This is a genomic window from Paraburkholderia oxyphila NBRC 105797 (assembly GCF_000685075.1).
In the GTDB taxonomy this organism is placed as follows: Bacteria; Pseudomonadota; Gammaproteobacteria; order Burkholderiales; family Burkholderiaceae; genus Paraburkholderia; species Paraburkholderia oxyphila.
Map to the genome: position 1 here is coordinate 1 of NZ_BAYD01000021.1, position 19810 is coordinate 19810.

19 protein-coding genes are annotated in these 19810 nt (G+C 66.2%); 14 read left to right on the forward strand and 5 right to left on the reverse strand.

From position 1 onward, the window contains the following. Nucleotides 1–196: 196 nt before the first annotated feature. Nucleotides 197–973, reverse strand: coding sequence for an enoyl-CoA hydratase (locus BO1_RS15855; RefSeq protein WP_028218380.1), 777 nt, complete (start codon nucleotides 971–973; stop codon nucleotides 197–199). 138 nt (nucleotides 974–1111) lie between these two features. On the opposite strand from BO1_RS15855, the gene paaN reads away from it, so the two are divergent. The 5 genes from paaN (at nucleotide 1112) to paaK (ending at nucleotide 6968) form a co-directional block, all read left to right on the forward strand. Further along, the gene (paaN, locus tag BO1_RS15860) at nucleotides 1112–2812 is read left to right on the forward strand and encodes a phenylacetic acid degradation protein PaaN (protein WP_028218381.1); all 1701 of its coding nucleotides are present in this window, start codon (nucleotides 1112–1114) and stop codon (nucleotides 2810–2812) included. 97 nt (nucleotides 2813–2909) lie between these two features. After that, nucleotides 2910–4112: a 3-oxoadipyl-CoA thiolase gene (gene pcaF, locus BO1_RS15865; RefSeq protein ID WP_028218382.1), complete on the forward strand. Its 1203-nt coding sequence runs from the start codon at nucleotides 2910–2912 to the stop codon at nucleotides 4110–4112. Between the two features lie 231 nt (nucleotides 4113–4343). Next, nucleotides 4344–5135 carry a 2-(1,2-epoxy-1,2-dihydrophenyl)acetyl-CoA isomerase PaaG gene (gene paaG / locus BO1_RS15870; RefSeq protein WP_028218383.1) on the forward strand — a complete coding sequence of 264 codons (792 nt, stop codon included), beginning with the start codon at nucleotides 4344–4346 and terminating at the stop codon, nucleotides 5133–5135. 13 nt (nucleotides 5136–5148) lie between these two features. Beyond that, nucleotides 5149–5610 carry a hydroxyphenylacetyl-CoA thioesterase PaaI gene (gene paaI / locus BO1_RS15875; RefSeq protein WP_028218384.1) on the forward strand — a complete coding sequence of 154 codons (462 nt, stop codon included), beginning with the start codon at nucleotides 5149–5151 and terminating at the stop codon, nucleotides 5608–5610. A gap of 59 nt (nucleotides 5611–5669) precedes the next feature. Continuing rightward, nucleotides 5670–6968 carry a phenylacetate--CoA ligase PaaK gene (paaK, locus tag BO1_RS15880; RefSeq protein WP_028218385.1) on the forward strand — a complete coding sequence of 433 codons (1299 nt, stop codon included), beginning with the start codon at nucleotides 5670–5672 and terminating at the stop codon, nucleotides 6966–6968. Between the two features lie 135 nt (nucleotides 6969–7103). Here paaK and mltA read toward each other — a convergent pair whose 3' ends face one another. Then, a complete protein-coding gene (gene mltA, locus BO1_RS15885) occupies nucleotides 7104–8228 on the reverse strand; it encodes a murein transglycosylase A (RefSeq protein WP_028218386.1) in 1125 nt (374 codons plus the stop codon). A gap of 208 nt (nucleotides 8229–8436) precedes the next feature. Between mltA and BO1_RS60215 the strand changes: the two genes are divergently transcribed. Next, nucleotides 8437–8574 (forward strand): hypothetical protein, encoded by a 138-nt coding sequence (locus BO1_RS60215; RefSeq protein ID WP_028218387.1) that lies wholly within the window; start codon nucleotides 8437–8439, stop codon nucleotides 8572–8574. Nucleotides 8575–8608: 34 nt separating this feature from the next. Here BO1_RS60215 and apaG read toward each other — a convergent pair whose 3' ends face one another. Further along, nucleotides 8609–8983 (reverse strand): Co2+/Mg2+ efflux protein ApaG, encoded by a 375-nt coding sequence (gene apaG / locus BO1_RS15895; RefSeq protein ID WP_028208771.1) that lies wholly within the window; start codon nucleotides 8981–8983, stop codon nucleotides 8609–8611. 402 nt (nucleotides 8984–9385) lie between these two features. Here apaG and rpe point away from each other — a divergent pair, with 402 nt between their 5' ends. From rpe to BO1_RS15935, 8 genes are all read left to right on the forward strand, one after another. Further along, complete coding sequence (rpe, locus tag BO1_RS15900; protein WP_028218388.1) at nucleotides 9386–10087, forward strand: ribulose-phosphate 3-epimerase; 702 nt, start codon at nucleotides 9386–9388, stop codon at nucleotides 10085–10087. After that, the gene (locus BO1_RS15905) at nucleotides 10084–10791 is read left to right on the forward strand and encodes a phosphoglycolate phosphatase (protein WP_028218389.1); all 708 of its coding nucleotides are present in this window, start codon (nucleotides 10084–10086) and stop codon (nucleotides 10789–10791) included. The genes rpe and BO1_RS15905 overlap by 4 nt, the downstream gene beginning before the upstream one ends. A 518-nt stretch (nucleotides 10792–11309) precedes the next feature. Beyond that, complete coding sequence (gene trpE / locus BO1_RS15910) at nucleotides 11310–12803, forward strand: anthranilate synthase component I (protein ID WP_028218390.1); 1494 nt, start codon at nucleotides 11310–11312, stop codon at nucleotides 12801–12803. 14 nt (nucleotides 12804–12817) lie between these two features. Continuing rightward, nucleotides 12818–13399, forward strand: coding sequence for an aminodeoxychorismate/anthranilate synthase component II (locus BO1_RS15915; RefSeq protein WP_028218391.1), 582 nt, complete (start codon nucleotides 12818–12820; stop codon nucleotides 13397–13399). 22 nt (nucleotides 13400–13421) lie between these two features. After that, nucleotides 13422–14453: an anthranilate phosphoribosyltransferase gene (gene trpD, locus BO1_RS15920; protein ID WP_028218392.1), complete on the forward strand. Its 1032-nt coding sequence runs from the start codon at nucleotides 13422–13424 to the stop codon at nucleotides 14451–14453. Between the two features lie 46 nt (nucleotides 14454–14499). Then, nucleotides 14500–15285 (forward strand): indole-3-glycerol phosphate synthase TrpC, encoded by a 786-nt coding sequence (gene trpC, locus BO1_RS15925; RefSeq protein ID WP_028218393.1) that lies wholly within the window; start codon nucleotides 14500–14502, stop codon nucleotides 15283–15285. 23 nt (nucleotides 15286–15308) lie between these two features. Beyond that, on the forward strand, nucleotides 15309–15935 hold the full coding sequence (locus tag BO1_RS15930; protein ID WP_028218394.1) for a CYTH domain-containing protein: 627 nt from the start codon (nucleotides 15309–15311) through the stop codon (nucleotides 15933–15935). 80 nt (nucleotides 15936–16015) lie between these two features. Then, complete coding sequence (locus BO1_RS15935) at nucleotides 16016–17008, forward strand: uracil-DNA glycosylase (protein ID WP_028218395.1); 993 nt, start codon at nucleotides 16016–16018, stop codon at nucleotides 17006–17008. 109 nt (nucleotides 17009–17117) lie between these two features. Here BO1_RS15935 and BO1_RS15940 read toward each other — a convergent pair whose 3' ends face one another. Beyond that, on the reverse strand, nucleotides 17118–17714 hold the full coding sequence (locus BO1_RS15940) for an FMN-dependent NADH-azoreductase (RefSeq protein WP_028218396.1): 597 nt from the start codon (nucleotides 17712–17714) through the stop codon (nucleotides 17118–17120). Between the two features lie 204 nt (nucleotides 17715–17918). Beyond that, the gene (locus BO1_RS15945; RefSeq protein WP_028218397.1) at nucleotides 17919–19709 is read right to left on the reverse strand and encodes a M61 family metallopeptidase; all 1791 of its coding nucleotides are present in this window, start codon (nucleotides 19707–19709) and stop codon (nucleotides 17919–17921) included. Nucleotides 19710–19810: the final 101 nt, after the last annotated feature.

Consider the following 19810-nt stretch of genomic DNA (forward strand, 5'->3'; position numbering starts at 1 on the left):
GCAGTCGCTGCTGAAAAGCTGTCGGTCATGCGCCCCGCCGTTTCTCGCGGCGGCCTTCGCTGCCGGTACCGCAGGAAGCGAAGGGGGCGAATCTTAACGCCCCCATGCCCGCGCCGCAAGGGGTAGGCGAAAAAAATCCGTCTGTCGCCAGCGGCTGCCACCCGCTCGCAGCCGCCAGCGCGCAACGTGTCGCCACTTATTTGTTCTTGAAGACGGGCTTGCGCTTCTCCACAAAGGCCGCCATCCCTTCCTTCTGATCTTCGGTCGCAAAGAGCGAGTGGAACATCCGGCGCTCGAAGTGCACCCCCTCGGCGAGCGTCGTTTCGTACGCGCGATTGACCGCCTCCTTGGCCATCATGACCGCAGGCAGCGAGTACTCGCTAATCGTCGTGGCCGCGGCGAGTGCTTCGTTCAGGAGATCCGCGGCAGGAATCACGCGAGACACCAGGCCCGCGCGCTCCGCTTCCGCCGCATCCATCATGCGAGCGGTCAGGCACAGATCCATGGCCTTCGCCTTCGACACCGCACGCGGCAAGCGCTGCGTGCCGCCGGCGCCGGGGATCACGCCCAGCTTGATTTCAGGCTGCCCAAACTTCGCGGTGTCCGCGGCAAGGATGATGTCGCACATCATCGCCAGTTCGCAGCCGCCGCCCAGCGCAAAGCCCGCGACGGCCGCAATGATCGGCTTGCGGATCGTGCGGATCGTCTCCCAGTTGCGCGTGATGTAGTCGCCCTTATAGACGTCCATGAAGCTATAGGTCGCCATCATGCCGATGTCGGCGCCTGCCGCGAACGCTTTCTCGCTGCCAGTGATGACGATCGCACCTATGCCCTCGTCGGCGTCGAACGCCTTCAGCGCCGCGCCCAGTTCGTCCATCAACGCGTCGTTCAGCGCGTTGAGCGCCTTCGGACGGTTCAACGTGATCAGGCCGACTTTGCCACGCGTCTCGACCAGGATGTTTTCGTACCCCATACGTCCTCCTTCCTTCAAAGAAAAGTCCCCAAAAAAATTTTTCACGCCGAAGTTTGACTAATGCTAACATTCACCAACCAACCGGTCGGTCAATTAATTGACACGGGCCTCCTCCAACCTCTCAATCAACGTTGAGCCATGACACATCCGTTGTTCGCCAAGCACGAAGCCATGCTGCAAAAAGCGCTTGCAGCCATCGAGACGCGCGGCTACTGGAGCCCGTTCGCCGAAATGCCGAGCCCCAAAGTGTACGGGGAATCCGCGACCGCAGACGGCGAAGCCACGTTCAAAGCTCACCTGAATCGCACCTTCGAACTCGACCAGCCGGGCACCGGCGAAACCGTCGGCAGCGAGACGTCGCCGTTCGGCTTCGCGCTCGGTGCGCGCTATCCGAAGTCGACGCCCGATCAACTCATCGAAGCCGCTCAAAAAGCGCAACGCGACTGGCGCGCCGCCGGCCCACAGGCGTGGGTGGGCGTGAGCCTCGAAATTCTCGAGCGCCTGAACCGCGCGAGCTTTGAAATCGCCTTTAGCGTGATGCACACGACGGGCCAGGCGTTCATGATGGCCTTCCAGGCCGGCGGCCCGCACGCTCAGGACCGCGCGCTCGAAGCGGTCACCTACGCCTGGGACCAGCTGCGCCGCATTCCCGCCGACGCGCACTGGGAAAAACCGCAAGGCAAGAACCCGCCGCTCGCGATGCAAAAGCGCTTTACCGTCGTGCCGCGCGGCACCGGTCTCGTGCTCGGCTGCAGCACGTTCCCGACCTGGAATGGCTACCCCGGCCTGTTCGCCGATCTGGCGACGGGCAATACGGTGATCGTCAAGCCGCACCCGGGCGCGATCCTGCCACTCGCAGTGACCGTGCGCATCGCGCGCGAGGTGCTGCGCGAAGCCGGCTTCGATCCGAACGTGGTCACACTGCTCGCAACCGACCCCAATGACGGCGCGCTGGTCCAGCAACTCGCTCTGCGCCCGGAGATCAAGCTGATCGACTTCACCGGCAGCACGCAGAACGGCGACTGGCTCGAACAGCACGCGCGCCAGGCGCAGGTCTACACCGAGAAGGCCGGCGTGAATCAGATCGTGATCGATTCCGCGGCCGACCTGAAGGCCGCCGCGCGCAACATCGCCTTCTCGCTCTCGCTCTATTCGGGCCAGATGTGCACGGCGCCGCAGAACATCTATGTCCCTCGCGACGGCATTCAGACCGCCGAAGGCCACGTGAGCTTCGAGGCCGTGGCACAGGCAATCGCCGGCGCGGTGCAGAAGTTCGTGGCCGATCCCGCCCGCGCCGTGGAAGTGCTCGGCGCGATCCAGAACGAAGGCGTCACGGCGCGCATCGACGAAGCGCGCAAGCTGGGCACCGTGCTCGCCGACAGCCAGTCGCTCGAGCACCCGCAATTCGCCGGCGCGCGCGTGCGCACGCCGCTCGTGCTCTCGCTCGACGCCGCGCGCGACGCTGCCTCGTTCACGCGCGAATGGTTCGGCCCGATCTCGTTCGTGATCGCCACTGACTCGACCGCGCAGTCGCTCGAGATGGCCGGCGCAACCGCACGCGACCACGGCGCGCTCACGCTCTCGGTCTACAGCACCGACGACGCCGTGATCGAAGCCGCCCACGAAGCCGCGATCACCGGCGGCGTGGCGCTGTCGATCAACCTCACGGGCGGCGTGTTCGTGAATCAGTCCGCGGCCTTCTCGGACTTCCACGGCACCGGCGCGAACCCGGCCGCGAACGCCGCGCTGGCCGACGCCGCGTTCGTGGCGAACCGCTTCCGCGTGGTTCAGAGCCGCGTTCATGTTGAACCGAAAGCGGCTCCCGTTGCAGTCGGCTGAACGGCCTATGCCGTTTGGCCGAATGGCGCCCCACTCCCCGTCCCCCTAGCATGCAAGGCATGAGCGCATTTCCGCGCTCATGCCGCAGGAATCCGAGATGACCGAAGCCTATATCTGCGACGCGATTCGCACTCCGTTTGGCCGCTACGGCGGCGCCCTGAAAGACGTGCGCGCCGACGACCTCGGCGCCGTGCCCATTCGCGCGCTCATCGAGCGCAACCCCGGCGTGGACTGGAGCGCGCTCGACGACGTGCTCTACGGTTGCGCCAACCAGGCCGGCGAAGACAACCGCAACGTCGCGCGCATGGCCGCACTGCTCGCGGGTCTGCCCACGGACGCGCCCGGTGGCACGCTCAACCGTCTGTGCGGCTCGGGTCTCGACGCCATTGGCAGCGCCGCGCGCGCCATCAAGGCCGGCGAGGCACGCCTGATGATCGCGGGCGGCGTGGAAAGCATGACGCGCGCGCCGTTCGTGATGGGCAAAGCCGCATCGGCCTTCTCGCGCGACGCCGCCGTCTACGACACCACCATCGGCTGGCGTTTCGTGAACAAGCTGATGAAGCAGCAATACGGCGTCGATTCGATGCCCGAAACGGCGGAAAACGTCGCGGTCGAGTTCGACATCAGCCGCGCCGATCAGGACGCGTTCGCCCTGCGCAGTCAGCAGAAGGCCGCACGGGCGCAGAAAGACGGCACGCTCGCAGAGGAAATCGTCGCGGTCGAGATCGCACAGAAGAAAGGCGATCCGGTGCGCGTGACGCTCGACGAGCATCCGCGCGAGACGTCGCTCGAAGCGCTCGGCAAGCTCAAGGGCGTGGTCAAGCCGGACGGCACGGTCACCGCCGGCAACGCATCCGGTGTCAACGACGGCGCCTGCGCCCTGCTGCTCGCCAATGAGGAAGCGGCGAGCCAGTACGGCCTGCGCCGCCGCGCCCGCGTGCTCGGCATGGCAACGGCCGGCGTCGCGCCGCGCATCATGGGCTTTGGCCCCGCACCCGCCACGCAAAAGCTGCTCAAGCAACTGGGCATGACGCTCGACCAGTTCGACGTCATCGAGCTCAATGAAGCGTTTGCGTCGCAAGGCCTCGCGGTGCTGCGCGCGCTCGGCATTGCCGATGACGACCCGCGCGTGAACCCGAATGGCGGCGCCATCGCGCTGGGCCACCCGCTCGGCGCATCGGGCGCGCGGCTCGTCACGACCGCGCTGCATCAGCTCGAGCGCACCCAGGGGCGCTACGCGCTTTGCACGATGTGTATCGGTGTCGGCCAGGGTATCGCGCTGGCGATCGAGCGCGTCTGAGCAGCAAGGCAAGAAAAGGAACGGTGTGGTACCCGCCGGGTGAGGCACGCGGCGAACCCGCCTCAGGAGACAGCTTTGCATGGGGTCGCACCAGGCGCTTTGCATGCGGCCGGCGCGAGTGCTGAAACACTCGCTCCGGCGGACAGCTAAAGCGCCAAGTGCGATCGACCGCTTTGCTTGGGGCCCACTCAGCGCTAAAGCGCCGCGTGCGGCCCACAAAGGAGACAACCGATGCCCTACGATGCGATCCGCGTCGAAATCGACACATCCACACGCGTGGCCACGATCACGCTGAACCGCCCGGACAAACTCAACAGCTTCACCCGCGCCATGCACCGCGAGCTCGCCGCCGCGCTCGACGAAGTCGCCGCTGCCGGCGCGCGCGCACTCGTGCTCACCGGCGCGGGCCGCGGCTTCTGCGCTGGCCAGGATCTCGCCGATCTCGACTTCACGCCCGGCGCGATGACCGATCTCGGCGCGCTCATCGAAGAGCATTTCAACCCGCTGATCAAGCGCCTGCAAGCGCTGCCGATGCCCGTCATCGCGGCCGTCAACGGCACTGCCGCCGGCGCGGGCGCGAATCTCGCGTTCGCCTGCGACCTCGTGCTCGCCGCGCGCTCCGCCAGCTTCATTCAGGCGTTCGTGAAGATCGGCCTCGTGCCCGACTCGGGCGGCACGTGGTTCCTGCCCAAGCGCGTGGGCATGGCGCGCGCGCTCGGCCTCGCCATGACGGGCGACAAGCTCGGCGCCGAAAAGGCCGAAAGCTGGGGCCTCGTCTGGCAGGTCACGGACGACGCCGAACTCGCGACGACCGCTACCGCGCTCGCTGCACAGCTGGCGAAGCAGCCCACGCGCGCGATCGTCGCCACGCGTGAAGCGCTGCGCGCCTCGGCAACGAACACGCTCGATCAGCAACTCGATCTCGAACGCGACCTGCAGCGCGAGCTGGGCGCGTCGCATGATTACGCCGAAGGCGTGCAGGCCTTCATCGAAAAACGCGCGCCGCGCTTCGAGGGGCGTTGAGATGAACGCATCGATGTCCACACAAGCCGCGGCGCTCGCCGACATGACGCCCGACGAACTCGCCCGCGCCACGGCGCAAGCCATGTACGAGGCCGACGGCTGCAGCCGCGCGCTCGGCATGGAACTGCTCGAGGTGCGCGCAGGCTACGCGCGCTTGCGCATGGCCGTGCGCCCCGAGTTCCTCAATGGCCACCAGATCTGCCACGGCGGCCTGATCTTCACGCTCGCCGACTCGACCTTCGCGTTCGCCTGCAACACGTACAACGTGAACACCGTCGCAGCGGGCTGCTCGATCGAGTTCCTGCGGCCGGTTCAGCCCGACGACGTGCTCACCGCCGAAGCCGTCGAGCAGGTGCTTTCCGGGCGCAACGGCATTTACGACATCCGCGTGACGAACCGCGCAGGCGAAACCGTCGCCATGTTCAGAGGCAAGTCCGCGCAGATTCGCGGCAACGTGATTCCCGTTGCGGAGTAACGCGGCGCGTCCCGATCCGCACGAACCGCATTCCATTAGTGAAGTTTGAGGAGACATCGATGACTACCCCGCTGCCGCTCGAGCCCATCGAAACGGCCAGCCGCGACGAACTCGCGGCGCTTCAGCTCGAACGGCTGAAATGGTCGCTCAATCACGCGTACGAGAATTCGCCCGTCTATCGCAAGAAGTTCGACGAAGCCGGCGTGCATCCGTCCGAGCTGAAGTCGCTCGCCGACCTCGCGCGCTTCCCGTTCACGACCAAGAAGGACCTGCGCGACAACTATCCGTTCGGGATGTTCGCGGTGCCGCAGGACCAGATCTCGCGCATTCACGCGTCGTCGGGCACGACCGGCAAGCCGACCGTCGTGGCCTATACGGCGCGCGACATCGACACCTGGGCGAATCTCGTCGCGCGCTCGGTGCGCGCGGCAGGCGCGCGGCGCGGCGACAAGGTGCACATCAGCTATGGCTACGGTCTCTTCACGGGCGGTCTCGGCGCGCACTACGGCGCGGAGCGCGCGGGCCTCACGGTGATTCCGTTTGGCGGCGGCCAGACCGAAAAGCAGGTGCAGCTGATCCAGGACTTCCGCCCCGACATCATCATGGTCACGCCGAGCTACATGCTCGCGATCGCCGACGAAATGGAGCGCCAGGGCATCGATCCGGCCACGTGCTCGCTGCGCATCGGCATCTTCGGCGCGGAGCCGTGGACCAACGACATGCGCGCGGCCATCGAGCAGCGCATGGGCATCACGGCGGTCGACATCTACGGTCTTTCCGAAGTGATGGGCCCGGGTGTGGCCTCCGAGTGCGCGGAAACCAAGGACGGCCCGACGATCTGGGAAGACCACTTCTATCCCGAGATCATCAATCCGGAAACGGGCGAAGTGCTGCCCGACGGCGAGTTCGGCGAACTGGTCTTCACCTCGCTCACGAAAGAGGCGCTGCCCATCGTCCGTTATCGCACGCGCGACCTCACGCGTCTGCTGCCCGGCACGGCGCGCACCATGCGCCGCATGGAAAAGATCACGGGCCGCTCGGACGACATGCTCATCATCCGCGGCGTGAACGTGTTCCCCACGCAGATCGAAGAACTGCTGCTCAAGCAGCACGCACTGGCGCCCCACTATCAGATCATCCTGACCAAGGAAGGTCCGATGGACGTCATGACGCTCAACTGCGAGCCCTGCCCCGAAACCGCGCCCGACTATGGCGCGCTCGATGCCGCGCGCAAGGCGCTCGCGTACGACATCAAGTCGCTGATCGGCGTGACGGCGCAGGTGAATGTGCTGGAAGTGAACGGCATCGAGCGTTCCGTCGGCAAGGCCAAGCGCGTGATCGACAAGCGGCCGAAGTAAGCTGCCCGTGCGCGCTCCGCACAGGGAGTCGCGCGCCCATCGTGCTGATCGCACTGCAAGCGTGAGATCGGCACGGTAACGAAAAAGCCGGCAACGTGTGCCGGCTTTTTCACATGCCCACTTCCTGCGCGAGACTTACGAGTTCGGGAACAGCAGCCACATGCGGCCACCCTGCTTCATCTTGCCGGCCAGATCGCCGGCGTCGTCGCCGAGGCCCCAGAAGTAGTCGGCACGCACGCCGCCTTTGATCGCCGTGCCCGTGTCCTGCGCGAACACGAGCCGGTTCAGCGGCGTGTTCGTGAGCGGACGCGTGGTCTGAAGAAAGACCGGCGTGCCAAGCGGAATCGACGACGGATCGACCGCGATCGAACGCTCCGGCGTGAGCGGCACGCCCAGCGCGCCGATCGGGCCATCGGCGCCGCCTTGCGCTGCGCCTTCGCCCGATGGCATCTCGCGGAAAAACACGAAGCGAGGATTGGTGTCGAGCAGCGCGTCGACGCGCGTCGGATTCGCGCGTGCCCATGCCTTGATGCCCTGCATGGTGGCCTGCGCCGGTGTCAGCTCGCCGCGATCGAGCAGCCAGCGGCCGATCGATTTATACGGCTGATTGTTGGTGCCGCCGAAGCCCACGCGCATCACGCTGCCGTCTTCCATGACGACGCGCCCCGACCCCTGCACTTGCAGGAAGAACGCTTCGATCGGGTCGTCGACCCAGACGAGCTCGTTGCCGTTCAGGATGCCCGCGCGCTCGAGCTGCGCGCGCGGCGGCAGCGCGGCACCCGCGCGATAGCCGGAAGGCCAGCGATACAGCGCCGTCTGATAGATGCCGTGACGCGTGCGCGAGCCGTGCAGCAGCGGCTCGTAGTAGCCGGTGACGAGACCGTCGAGCGTGCCGTCGTTGTTGGCGAACTGATAGGGCGTGAAGTAAGTCTCGAAGAATGCGCGTGTGCCGGCGGCATCGAGATCGTCGAGTTGCAAGGCCGCCGTGCACGCGCGCTGCCAGCGCGGGTCACGCGCGAGGCGCGAGCAGTTCTCGCGCAGCGCCGCCGTGGCGCCGATCAGTGAGTCGTCCTGCCAGCCCGGCACCTGCTGCCACGCAACCGGCGTGAGGCGCGCGGCGGCGATCTGCCCGGGCAGCGTGGGTGCGCCCTTGGGCGCGGTGGTGCGCACGTAGCTCGGGCCGCCGCACGCGGCGAGCAGCGCCGCGAGCGAAAGCGCGCCGAACCAGCCGCCAATCCGGCTGCCAACTCGACTACCCAGCCGCGTCGCACGACGGCTCGCGAAAAGGCGGCGCGCGCGTTCACGCACGGCCGTTAATCCCGGGATCACGCCGAAACGGCGGACCGATTCTGGCGCACAATCTGACGCCAACGCGCCCGCCGGTGACGGTGTCAACGCGGCCATCACGCCAGGCCCCCATTCGCGTCCCGAATCCCGCCTACAATCATTGTTCTCGATGGATGCCACCATGTCAGATCTGCTCGACGAATACCCGATGCTCATATTTGGACTGGAAGCGCTCCTTGCGCTGTTCCTGTTGATTTTCATCGTTGTGTGGACCGCGTCAGGCAGGAAAAAGCAAGCCTCGCGCGATAGGCGTGACTAGCAGACCCCGAATACGAATATCGGTTCAAAGACTTTCAGTGCAGCGTGCGCGGCATGCGTAGAACGAATTCAGGTACGGGCGCCTCGAAGCGCTCGGCGTCCTCGGCCACGCAGAAGTATTCGCCGCGCATCGTGCCCACGGGCGTGGCGATCACGGCCCAGCTCGTGTACTCGAACTGCTCGCCCGGCTTCAGAAGCGGCTGGTGCCCGACAACGCCGAGCCCCTTCACTTCCTGCACGTGATTTTCGCTGTCGGTGATGACCCAATGCCGTGCGATGAGCTGCGCGCTCACCTGCCCGGTGTTGCGAATGGTCAGCGTGTACGCGAAGGCGTATTGCCTGCGCTCCGGGTCCGATTCTTCGGGCAGGTAGCGCACCTGCGAGGTCACGCTGAATTCGTACTGGCTCATCCCTGTTCCAATTGCCGGGCCTTTCGGCCGGTATTACGGTCGGCGCACGCGCACACCCGGCGCGCGTGGCCATCATCGTCGAGACGCCCTCTGCACAAGGCGCCGGACGCGCATGGCGCCCGCCCTGCGGGGCACATGGAAGTGCATTCTGCTTGATGCGGACGGCACCCGCAACCCGGCACAGCCCGGGCGCGGACCCGCGGCACACCGTAAAGCCACGCGCGAGAGCGCGCCGCATGCCGCCCGCAACCGGGAAACCCAGCAGGCAGCTCGCCCGCACGCGCGCGGCCTGCGTGGCGCCCGAACGTTCCGCTCTCGCCAACCGATCAACAACACAGGAAACTGGCGCGCGGCGCCCTGACGGTAAAATACGGTTTTTCCGTCAGTTTTCCGATTGCCGCCATGACGCAATTCCGCATCGCCCCCAGCATCCTTTCCGCCGACTTCGCGCGTCTTGGCGAGGAAGTCCGTAACGTCGTCGAAGCCGGCGCCGACTGGATCCACTTCGATGTGATGGACAACCATTACGTGCCGAATCTGACCATTGGCCCGCTCGTGTGCGAGGCGATCCGCCCGCACGTGAACGTGCCGATCGACGTGCATCTGATGGTGCGCCCCGTCGACCGCATCGTGCCCGACTTCGCCAAGGCCGGCGCCAACCTGATCAGCTTTCACCCCGAGGGCTCGGACCATATCGACCGCACGCTCTCGCTGATCCGCGACCACGGCTGCAAGGCCGGTCTCGTGTTCAACCCGGCCACGCCGCTGAACTACCTCGACCACGTGATGGACAAGCTCGACCTCATCCTCATCATGTCGGTGAACCCGGGCTTCGGCGGCCAGTCGTTCATCCCCGAGGCGCTCAACAAGCTGCGCGAGGCGCGCGCGAAGATCGACGCCTACACCGCGCGCACGGGCCGCGAGATCCATCTGGAGGTCGACGGCGGCGTGAAGGTCGACAACATCGCCGAAATCGCGGCGGCGGGCGCGGACACCTTCGTGGCCGGCTCGGCGATCTTCGGCAAGCCCGACTACAAGGCCGTGATCGACCAGATGCGCGCGCAGCTCGCCAGCGTGAGCGCCAACGCCGGCAACGCGCAATGAGCGCGGCCGTCCAGTTCAAGGCGCCGCGCATCGAAGCGGCGCTGATCGACCTCGACGGCACCATGGTCGACACCGCCGACGACTTCGCCGCGGGCCTGAACGGCATGCTCGCGCAGCTCGACGCGGAAGAGACCACGCGCGAGGAAGTGATGGGCTACGTGGGCAAAGGCTCGGAGCATCTGATCCGCAGCGTGCTCGCGCCGCGCTTTCACGCCGAGCACGTCGAGGCGCGCTTCGAGGAGGCGCTCGCGCTCTACCAGGACGAGTACGCGAAGATCAACGGCAGCTACACGCGCCCCTATCCAAACGTGGAAGCGGGTCTCGCCGCCCTGCGCGACGCGGGCATCAAGCTCGCGTGCGTGACCAACAAGCCGCATCGCTTCGCCGTGGAGCTGCTGCAGCAATACGACCTCGCGCGGTACTTCGAGGTCGTGCTGGGCGGTGACAGCCTGGCGAAGAAAAAGCCCGATCCGCTGCCGATGCTCACCGCATGCGAGCGTCTGGGCGTGGCGCCGCAAGCGGCGGTCGCCATCGGCGATTCGGAGAACGATGCGCTTGCGGGCCGCGCGGCGGGCATGGCCACGCTCACGGTGCCGTACGGCTACAATCACGGCCAGCCTGTACAAAAAATTGAGTCGGATGGTATAGTTGCCTCGCTGCTCGACGCCGCCAAGGCTGTCGCAGCGCACAATCTTCTGACCTGAGTCCTGTACTTAACGTCACCTTATCCTCATGTTTCTGAATAAAAAACGGAGTCTGAGCAGCATCGACCGGGGAGCCTGGCCCTGGCGTCGCTGGTCGCGCTAACCTCTCCCGAGGTTCGCTGAAGTCGCGCGCAAGCCCTTCTTCAGCTCCGTTTTTTACTTCGCTGCGCTTTCGCGCGTGTCTCGACTCTAAACTGTTGCGCTAACCCGTCGGCTGGTCTGGCCGTGGTGTTTCGCTGTCCTTGCGTGTGGTTTCGTCGTCCGTAAGTTGTCCTCGACGCGGCCCACCTGCCAGGGCACGCTAACGCCTACGCCTCGCACCCGTCGCCGCGATGCCGCAACCGGCCTGGCAAGCGTTTTCGCGATGCCGGGCAACCTGAGCCACATGAGCCACGAACGTTTCGCCAGCGCAATCAAGCACTCAAAACAGACGCCATCGCGCACACGCCGCGCCCCTTTTTGAGCCGCACTGGGCCCGCACCCGACGTCGCGACCGGCAGCACGCACAGGATCGGAACATGACCGAACTCGAATTTCAGTCCCTCGCCAACGAGGGCTACAACCGCATCCCGCTGATCGCCGAAGCGCTCGCCGATCTCGAAACACCGCTCTCGCTGTACCTGAAGCTCGCGCAGCCCGAGCGCGGCGGCGCCAACTCGTTCCTGCTCGAATCCGTGGTGGGCGGCGAGCGCTTCGGGCGCTACTCGTTCATCGGCCTGCCCGCGCGCTCCTTGATCCGCACGCGCAACGGCGTCTCGGAAGTCGTGCGCGACGGCCAGGTCACGGAAACGCACAACGGCGATCCACTCGAATTCATCGCGCAATACCAGGCGCGCTTCAAGGTCGCACAGCGCCCCGGCCTGCCGCGCTTCTGCGGCGGTCTCGCCGGCTACTTCGGCTACGACGCGGTGCGCTACATCGAGAAAAAGCTCGCCGATACCTGCCCGCCCGACGACCTCGGCCTGCCCGATATCCAGTTGCTGCTGACCGAGGAAGTCGCGGTCATCGACAATCTCGCGGGCAAGCTCTACCTGATCGTCTACGCCGATCCGCAAACGCCCGAGGCCTACACGAAGGCCAAACACCGCCTGCGCGAGCTCAAGCAGCGCCTGCGCGCGACGGTGCAGCCGCCGGTGACCTCGGCGAGCGTGCGCACCGAGACGTATCGCGAGTTCAAGAAGGACGACTACCTCGCCGCCGTGCGCAAGGCGAAGGAGTACGTCGCCGCGGGCGAGCTGATGCAGGTGCAGGTGGGCCAGCGCATCTCCAAGCCGTATCGCGACAATCCGCTCTCGCTCTACCGCGCGCTGCGCTCGCTGAACCCGTCGCCGTACATGTACTACTACAACTTCGGCGACTTCCACGTGGTGGGCGCCTCGCCGGAGATTCTGGTGCGCCAGGAACAGCGCGGCGAAGACCGCATCGTGACGATCCGTCCGCTCGCGGGCACGCGCCCGCGCGGCAACACACCCGAGCGCGACGCCGAGCTCGCGACCGAGCTGCTCAACGATCCGAAGGAAATCGCCGAGCACGTCATGCTGATCGACCTCGCGCGCAACGACGTGGGCCGCATCGCCGAGATCGGCTCGGTGGCCGTGACCGACAAGATGGTCATCGAGAAGTACTCGCACGTGCAGCACATCGTGAGCTCGGTGGAAGGCAAGCTCAAGCCCGGCATGACGAACTACGACGTGCTGCGCGCGACCTTCCCCGCCGGCACGCTCTCGGGCGCGCCCAAGGTGCGCGCGATGGAGCTGATCGACGAGCTCGAGCCCGTGAAGCGCGGCCTCTACGGCGGCGCGGTCGGCTATCTCTCGTTCAACGGCGAGATGGACCTCGCGATTGCGATTCGCACCGGCCTCATCCACAACGGCAATCTGTACGTGCAGGCCGCGGCGGGCATCGTCGCGGATTCGGTGCCCGAGTCCGAATGGCTGGAAACCGAGAACAAGGCGCGCGCCGTGCTGCGCGCCGCCGAGCAGGTGCAGGACGGCCTCGACAGCGACTTCTGAGCGGAGACAAGACCATGTTGCTCATGATCGACAACTACGATTCGTTTACCTACAACATCGTCCAGTACTTCGGCGAGCTTGGCGAAGACGTTCACACGTACCGCAACGACGAAATCACCCTCGACGAAATCGCGAAGCTCAACCCGGCGCGCATCTGCCTCTCGCCGGGACCGAGCAACCCGCAGCATGCCGGCATCACGCTCGACGTGCTGCGCGAATTTTCCGGCCAGATTCCGATTCTCGGCGTGTGCCTCGGCCATCAGGCCATCGGCGAGGCATTCGGCGGACGCGTCGTGCGCGCGAAGACCATCATGCACGGCAAGGTGAGCCAGATCGAAACCGACTGCAAGGGCGTGTTCGCCGACCTGCCGAAGCATTTCAACGTCACGCGCTATCACTCGCTCGCCATTGAGCGCGAGTCGCTGCCCGATTGTCTCGAAGTCTCGGCATGGACCGAGGACGGCGAAATCATGGGCGTGCGTCATCGCGAACTCGAGGTGGAAGGCGTGCAGTTCCATCCGGAATCGATCCTCTCCGAGCACGGCCACGCGCTCTTCGAGAACTTCCTGAAGCAGTCGAAGGCGCGCAGCGCATAACCGGAGCAAAGGAGCCACGACCATGTCCATTACCCCGCAAGAAGCGCTGCAACGCACGATCGAGCACCGCGAGATCTTCCACGACGAGATGCTGCACCTCATGCGCATGATCATGCGCGGCGAGCTCTCGCCCGTGCTCTCGGCGGCCATCATCACCGGCTTGCGCGTGAAGAAGGAAACCATCGGCGAGATCGCGGCGGCCGCGACCGTGATGCGCGAATTCGCGAATCACGTCGAGGTGAAGGACAACTCGAACTTCATCGATATCGTCGGCACGGGTGGCGATGGTTCGCACACCTTCAATATCTCCACGGCCTCGATGTTCGTCGTGGCAGCGGCGGGTGCGAAGGTCGCCAAGCACGGCAACCGCGGCGTGTCGAGCAAGTCGGGCAGCGCGGATGTGCTCGAAGCGCTCGGCGTGAACATCGACCTGCAGCCCGACCAGGTGGCCGCCTCGATCACCGAAACGGGCATGGGCTTCATGTTCGCGCCCAACCATCATCCGGCGATGAAGAACATTGCCGCCGTGCGCCGCGAGCTGGGTGTGCGCACGATCTTCAACATCCTCGGTCCGCTCACGAATCCGGCCGGCGCGCCCAATCAGTTGATGGGCGTATTTCACCCGGACCTCGTCGGCATTCAGGTGCGCGTGATGCAGCGCCTCGGCGCGAAGCACGTGCTCGTGGTCTACGGCAAGGACGGCATGGACGAAGTCTCGCTCGGCGCGGCCACGCTCGTGGGCGAGCTTAAGGACGGCGAGATCCGCGAGTACGAGATCCATCCCGAAGACTTCGGCATGCAGATGGTCTCGAACCGCTCGCTCAAGGTCGAAAACGCCGACGAATCGAAGGCCATGCTGCTCGGTGCGCTTTCGAACGAGCCTGGAACGGCGCGCGAGATCGTCACGCTCAATGCGGGCACGGCGCTTTATTCGGCCAACGTCGCGAACTCGATCGCCGACGGCATCGCGCTCGCGCGCGAGACCCTCGCGAGCGGCCGCGCGCGCGCCAAAGTCGACGAACTGGTACGCTTCACGCAACAGTTCAAACGCTGATCGAACACTGTTTTTGCCCGTATTTGCCCGAATTTCTCCGATAGCCATGAGCGACATCCTCGAAAAAATCATTGCGGTGAAGCGCGAAGAAGTGCGCGCCGCCGAGCAGAGCGCACCGCTCGAAGAACTGCGCCTCCAGGCGAGCGCGCGCGACTTGCGCGACTTCGTCGGCGCTTTGCGCGCGAAGCACGAGAACGGCCAGGCGGCCGTGATCGCCGAAGTCAAGAAGGCGAGCCCCTCGAAAGGCGTGCTGCGCGAGAACTTCCAGCCCGCCGAAATTGCGCGCTCGTATGCCGAACACGGCGCGGCGTGCCTTTCCGTGCTCACCGATGTGCAGTTCTTCCAGGGCAGCGTCGCCTACCTCGAAGCCGCACGCGCCGCGTGCGACCTGCCGGTGCTGCGCAAGGACTTCATCGTCGATCCGTACCAGATCGTTGAAGCGCGCGCGATGGGCGCCGACGCGATCCTGCTGATCGCCGCCGCACTGCAGCCTGGCGAGATGCGTGACCTCGAAGCGCTCGCGCATTCGCTGGGTCTTGCGGTGCTCGTCGAAGTGCACGACCGCGAAGAGCTCGAGCACGCGCTCACGCTGAAGACGCCGCTCATCGGCATCAACAACCGCAATCTGCGCACCTTCGAGACCACGCTGCAAACCACCATCGACATGCTCGACGACGTGCCCGAAGATCGCATCGTCGTGACCGAGTCGGGCATTCTCTCGCGTGCCGATGTCGAGAAGATGCGCGCGCTCTCGGTGCACACGTTCCTCGTGGGCGAAGCGTTCATGCGCGCGGAGCAGCCGGGCGCGGAACTCGCGCGCATGTTCTTCTGATCGCGGGTAAGTGAAAAGCAGCAATGGCTATCGAACGCGAAATCAAGCTCGCGCTGCCGCGCGACCAGGTGCAGGCGGCGTTGCGTCTCTTCGAGGCGCGCGCCGGCGTGCCGGGCCGCGCGGTGCGGCTCGAGAACATCTACTTCGACACGCCGTCGCTCACGCTCGCGCGCGCGAAGAGCGCGCTGCGGCTGCGCCGCGCGCCTGAAGGCTGGCTGCAGACGTTCAAGACCGTGGGCGTCGCGCAAAGCGGGCTGCACGAGCGGCACGAGTGGGAAATGCCCGTCGCGGGCGAGGCGCTCGAGATCGAGCGGCTGTTGCAGGAGTGCGATGAAGCGGGTGTCTCGACCGCCCTCACACAAGCCGCCGCCGCGCTGATCCCGCTCTTTCACACCGATTTCACGCGCACGCTGTGGGTGCTCGAAGTCGATGGCGCGCAAGTGGAAGCCGCCATCGATCAGGGTGAGATCACCGCGGACGTGAACGGCACGTTGCGCCGCGCGCCGATCTGCGAAATCGAGCTCGAGCTGAAAGGCGGTGACGAGGCCGCGCTGCATACGCTCGCCGAAACCCTGACGAAGGCGCTGCCGGGCCTCGCGCCCGACGATATCAGCAAGGCGCAGCGCGGCTACAAGCTGCGCGAAGGCTGAGCACGGCGCGACACGCGGTGTGCCCTTCGCGAACCCAGCCGGATTGAATCGCCGCGCGATTCTTGCGACACTTGCCGCCCATGACCTCCACGAAATCCACGCGCGCCGCGGCGCCAGCGCAAGCCTCGCTCTTCGATGACGAAGCGCCAGAGGCGGCGCTGGCCACGCTCGACGAAACGTCCGCGCCCGAAGTCGATCCGCGCCAGATCACGATCTTCTCGCTGTTCGACGACGACGAATTCCCCGCGCCCGCAGCAGCCCCGCTATCCGCCAGCCAATCCGCAGCAGCCATGCCTGATACGCCCCCAATGTCCCAAGCGGTGTCCAAAGCGGCGTCCAACGCGAACCCCGCGATCACGCGTCTCGAAGACCAGTTCGCCGCGCTGCCCGCCGCGTGGCGCGAGTTGCTCTCGCCGTTCATCGCGAGCGACACCTACGCGCCGCTGTGCCGCTTCGTCGACGACGAGCGCGCCGCCGGCAAGACCGTCTATCCCGCCGATGTGTTCCGCGCGCTGCGCCTCACCTCGCCCGACGAAGTGAAGGTGGTGATCCTCGGCCAGGACCCCTACCACGGTGAGGACCGCGGCACGCCGCAGGCCCATGGCCTCGCGTTCTCGGTGCCGCCGGCGGTGCGCACGCCGCCCTCGCTGCGCAACATCTTCAAGGAGATCGCGGCGAGCCTCGGCATCGAGGCGCCCGCGCACGGCTGCCTCGACGCGTGGGCACGTCAGGGCGTGCTGCTGCTCAACACGGTGCTCACCGTCGAGCGCGCCAACGCCGCGAGCCATGCGAAGCGCGGCTGGGAGCGCTGCACCGACACGCTGATCCACGAGCTCGCGACGCGTCACGAGCATCTCGTCTTCATGCTGTGGGGCGCCCATGCGCAGAACAAGCGCGCGCTGCTCGGCGCGGGCCAGCATTGCGTCCTGGAGGCGCCGCATCCGTCGCCGCTCTCGGCGCACCGCGGCTTCCTCGGCTGCGGACATTTCGCGCAAGCCAACGACTATCTGGCCGCGCATGGCCGCACGCTCATCGACTGGCGCCTGCCGGACACCGCCGAAGTGCTCGCCTGAAGCGCGCCACGCACAACGAAAAACGCCACGAAGCTCGCTTCGTGGCGTTTTTGCTTTACGGCACGCGATGCAGCGCAATGAAGCACTGCTTCGCGGAAAGCGCAGCCGCTCAGGCCGCTGCGATCGCCTCACGCGCGCTCGCGAGCGCTGCGCTGGCTGCTTCCGGGCCCATGTTCAGGCCTTCGGCGTAGATAAAGCTCACGTCGGTCATGCCGAGGAAGCCGAGGAACGACTTCAGGTACGGCGTCTGGCTGTCGTGCGGGGTGCCATGGTACTTGCCGCCGCGCGCCGAAACCACGAACACCTTCTTGCCCTTCACGAGGCCTTCGGGGCCATTCGCCGTGTATTGGAAGGTGATGCCGGCACGTGCGATCCAGTCGAAGTAGGTCTTCAGCTGCGACGAGATGCCGAAGTTGTACATCGGCGCACCGATCACGATGATGTCCGCGGCTTGCAGTTCGGCGATCAGCGCTTCGCTGCGTGCGGCGATGGCCTGCTGCTCCGGCGTGCGCTGCTCGGCCGGCGTGAAGAACGCGCCGAGCACGGCGTCGTCGAGGTGCGGCAGCGGTTGGGCTTGCAGGTTGCGCGCGACAACCTTCGCGCCCGCGTTCGATTGTTGCAGCTTGTTCGTCAGTTCGTTGACGAGTTGCGTCGACTGGGCGCCTTGCGAGCGGGCGGCGGAATTGATTTGCAGGATCGTGGTCATGGTGGCTCCTTCGGGGTCTCAGTTGCGCAACGTTGCGCGAGTGAAGGCATTGTGTTTTTTTGCTGCGCGCCGAAAAAGTAGGCCGCCGATGACGGATTGTTGCAACGATAGAACAATCGCGAAGGCAAAAAGAAAGGCGGCGGGCCGGATGGCCTCGCCGCCTTGCTTGCCGGGAGCGGGCCGTGCGCCCCGCCGCTCCTGCGATCAGGCCGCCAGCCAGCGCTCGCGCAGCGCGCGCGGCGCCGGGCGCTTGTCGGTGACGCTGAGCTTGTAGCGCGCGATCTCGGGCGTATCGAGGGTCAGACGCGCGACGCGCAGCTCATCGCGGCGGAACGCGTGGATCTCCACCTTGGCGCCGGGCTGGTAGCGCGCGAGCAGCGTGTCGAGATTCGCGCCGGTGACGCGCAGGCCATCGAGCGCCACCAGCGCGTCGCCGGCCGAAAGCCCGGCCTTTTGCGCCGCGCCGCCCTCGTAGACGACCGCGAGCGTCGCCTCGGCGCCGCCGCGCAGGCGCGCGCCCAGCGACGGCTTCGCGCCGCGCTCGGGCTCGCCGTCGAGCTGCACGCCGAACGGCTCGAACAGCGTGGCGAGCGGCAGGTCGCGCGTGCCGTGCACGGCATCGGCGAACAGGCCGCCCAGTTCCACGCCCGTGGCTTCGGCGATCAGCGCCTCGACATCGTCCTCGCCCACGCCCACCGGCTTGCCGCGATAGAAGTCGCGGCCATAGCGCTGCCACAAGAGGCGCATCACGTCGTCGAGCGACTTGCGGCCATTGGTTTGCGCGCGGATGGCGAGGTCGAACGCGAGCGCGACGAGCGAGCCCTTCGTGTAGTAGCTCACGATCGCATTCGAGGCGTTCTCGTCCTGGCGGTAGTACTTGACCCATGCGTCGAACGAGCTTTCGGCGACGCTCTGCTTCAGGCGGCCCGTGCCGCGCAGCACGCCGCTGACGGTCTTGCCGAGGAGCCCGAAGTAGTCGTCGACGGAAATGAGGCCGCTGCGCAGCAGCATCAGGTCGTCGTAGTAGGAGGTGAAGCCCTCGAACAGCCACAGCAGCGAGGTGTAGTCCTCGCGCGTGAGGTCGTACGGCGCGAACGCGTCAGGCTTGATGCGCTTCACGTTCCACGTGTGGAAGTACTCGTGGCTGCACAGGCCGAGATAGGTGCGATAACCGTCCGTCATCTCGGGCTTGCCCTTCACGGGCAGATCGGTGCGATTGCAGATGAGCGCCGTGGACGCGCGGTGCTCGAGCCCGCCGTAGCCATCGCTCACGGCCTGCGTCATGAACACGTAGCGCTCCATCGGCGCGCGTTTCGTGCGCGGCTCGAAGAGCGCGATTTGCGCCTCGCAGATCTTCTTCAGATCGGCGGCGAGGCGTTCGGTATCGAGCGCCACCACGCGGCCCGCGATCACGATGTCGTGCGGCACGCCGTGCGCCTTGAAGCTCGCGAGCGTGAATTCGCCGAGCGTGACGGGGTGGTCGATCAGCTCGTCGTAGCCCGACGCCGTGTATTCACCGAAGCCATAGCGCTTGGTGCCGCGTGCCTCCGCGAGCGCGGTGCCGACGCGCCAGTGGCGATACGCGTGGCCGTCGGGGCGCTGGATGTCGACCACGTGTTGCGCCCCCTCATGGCCGAGCGCCGCGAGAAACACGCTCGTGCCGTTGAAGAAGCCGACCGTGTCGTCCAGATGCGCCGCACGCACCGACATGTCCCACGCATAGACCTCGTAGCGCAGCGTGAGCGCGCCTTTCACGGGCGCGGCCTGCCACGTGTGCTTGTCGGTCTTGCCGATACGCACCTTGCGACCCGCTTCGTTGGTGGCGCGCACCGTGACGATGTTGCGCGCGAACTCGCGCACCATGTAGCTGCCCGGAATCCAGACGGGCAGCATGAAGCGCTGGCCGTCCGGCGCGGGATCCTCGACGGTGAGCGTCACTTCGAACAGGTGCGCGGCGGGGTTCTTCGGGATGATGGTGTATCGGATCGGCTTCATCGGCAGGATCAGTGACGGGTTTGGTGAGCGATTGAGGCGAGCGCTGCGCCACTGGCAACCAGTGTCTGCAAGGCGCGCTCATGCGCGGCAATCGCGAGCAT

Excerpts from the sequence above, each read along its gene's own strand:
- BO1_RS15855 (WP_028218380.1), bottom strand. The coding sequence starts at position 973 with ATGGGGTACGAAAACATCCTGGTCGAGACGCGTGGCAAAGTCGGCCTG.
- paaN (WP_028218381.1), top strand. The coding sequence starts at position 1,112 with ATGACACATCCGTTGTTCGCCAAGCACGAAGCCATGCTGCAAAAAGCG.
- pcaF (WP_028218382.1), top strand. The coding sequence starts at position 2,910 with ATGACCGAAGCCTATATCTGCGACGCGATTCGCACTCCGTTTGGCCGC.
- paaG (WP_028218383.1), top strand. The coding sequence starts at position 4,344 with ATGCCCTACGATGCGATCCGCGTCGAAATCGACACATCCACACGCGTG.
- paaI (WP_028218384.1), top strand. The coding sequence starts at position 5,149 with ATGTCCACACAAGCCGCGGCGCTCGCCGACATGACGCCCGACGAACTC.
- paaK (WP_028218385.1), top strand. The coding sequence starts at position 5,670 with ATGACTACCCCGCTGCCGCTCGAGCCCATCGAAACGGCCAGCCGCGAC.
- BO1_RS60215 (WP_028218387.1), top strand. The coding sequence starts at position 8,437 with ATGTCAGATCTGCTCGACGAATACCCGATGCTCATATTTGGACTGGAA.
- apaG (WP_028208771.1), bottom strand. The coding sequence starts at position 8,983 with ATGAGCCAGTACGAATTCAGCGTGACCTCGCAGGTGCGCTACCTGCCC.
- rpe (WP_028218388.1), top strand. The coding sequence starts at position 9,386 with ATGACGCAATTCCGCATCGCCCCCAGCATCCTTTCCGCCGACTTCGCG.
- BO1_RS15905 (WP_028218389.1), top strand. The coding sequence starts at position 10,084 with ATGAGCGCGGCCGTCCAGTTCAAGGCGCCGCGCATCGAAGCGGCGCTG.
- trpE (WP_028218390.1), top strand. The coding sequence starts at position 11,310 with ATGACCGAACTCGAATTTCAGTCCCTCGCCAACGAGGGCTACAACCGC.
- BO1_RS15915 (WP_028218391.1), top strand. The coding sequence starts at position 12,818 with ATGTTGCTCATGATCGACAACTACGATTCGTTTACCTACAACATCGTC.
- trpD (WP_028218392.1), top strand. The coding sequence starts at position 13,422 with ATGTCCATTACCCCGCAAGAAGCGCTGCAACGCACGATCGAGCACCGC.
- trpC (WP_028218393.1), top strand. The coding sequence starts at position 14,500 with ATGAGCGACATCCTCGAAAAAATCATTGCGGTGAAGCGCGAAGAAGTG.
- BO1_RS15930 (WP_028218394.1), top strand. The coding sequence starts at position 15,309 with ATGGCTATCGAACGCGAAATCAAGCTCGCGCTGCCGCGCGACCAGGTG.
- BO1_RS15935 (WP_028218395.1), top strand. The coding sequence starts at position 16,016 with ATGACCTCCACGAAATCCACGCGCGCCGCGGCGCCAGCGCAAGCCTCG.
- BO1_RS15940 (WP_028218396.1), bottom strand. The coding sequence starts at position 17,714 with ATGACCACGATCCTGCAAATCAATTCCGCCGCCCGCTCGCAAGGCGCC.
- BO1_RS15945 (WP_028218397.1), bottom strand. The coding sequence starts at position 19,709 with ATGAAGCCGATCCGATACACCATCATCCCGAAGAACCCCGCCGCGCAC.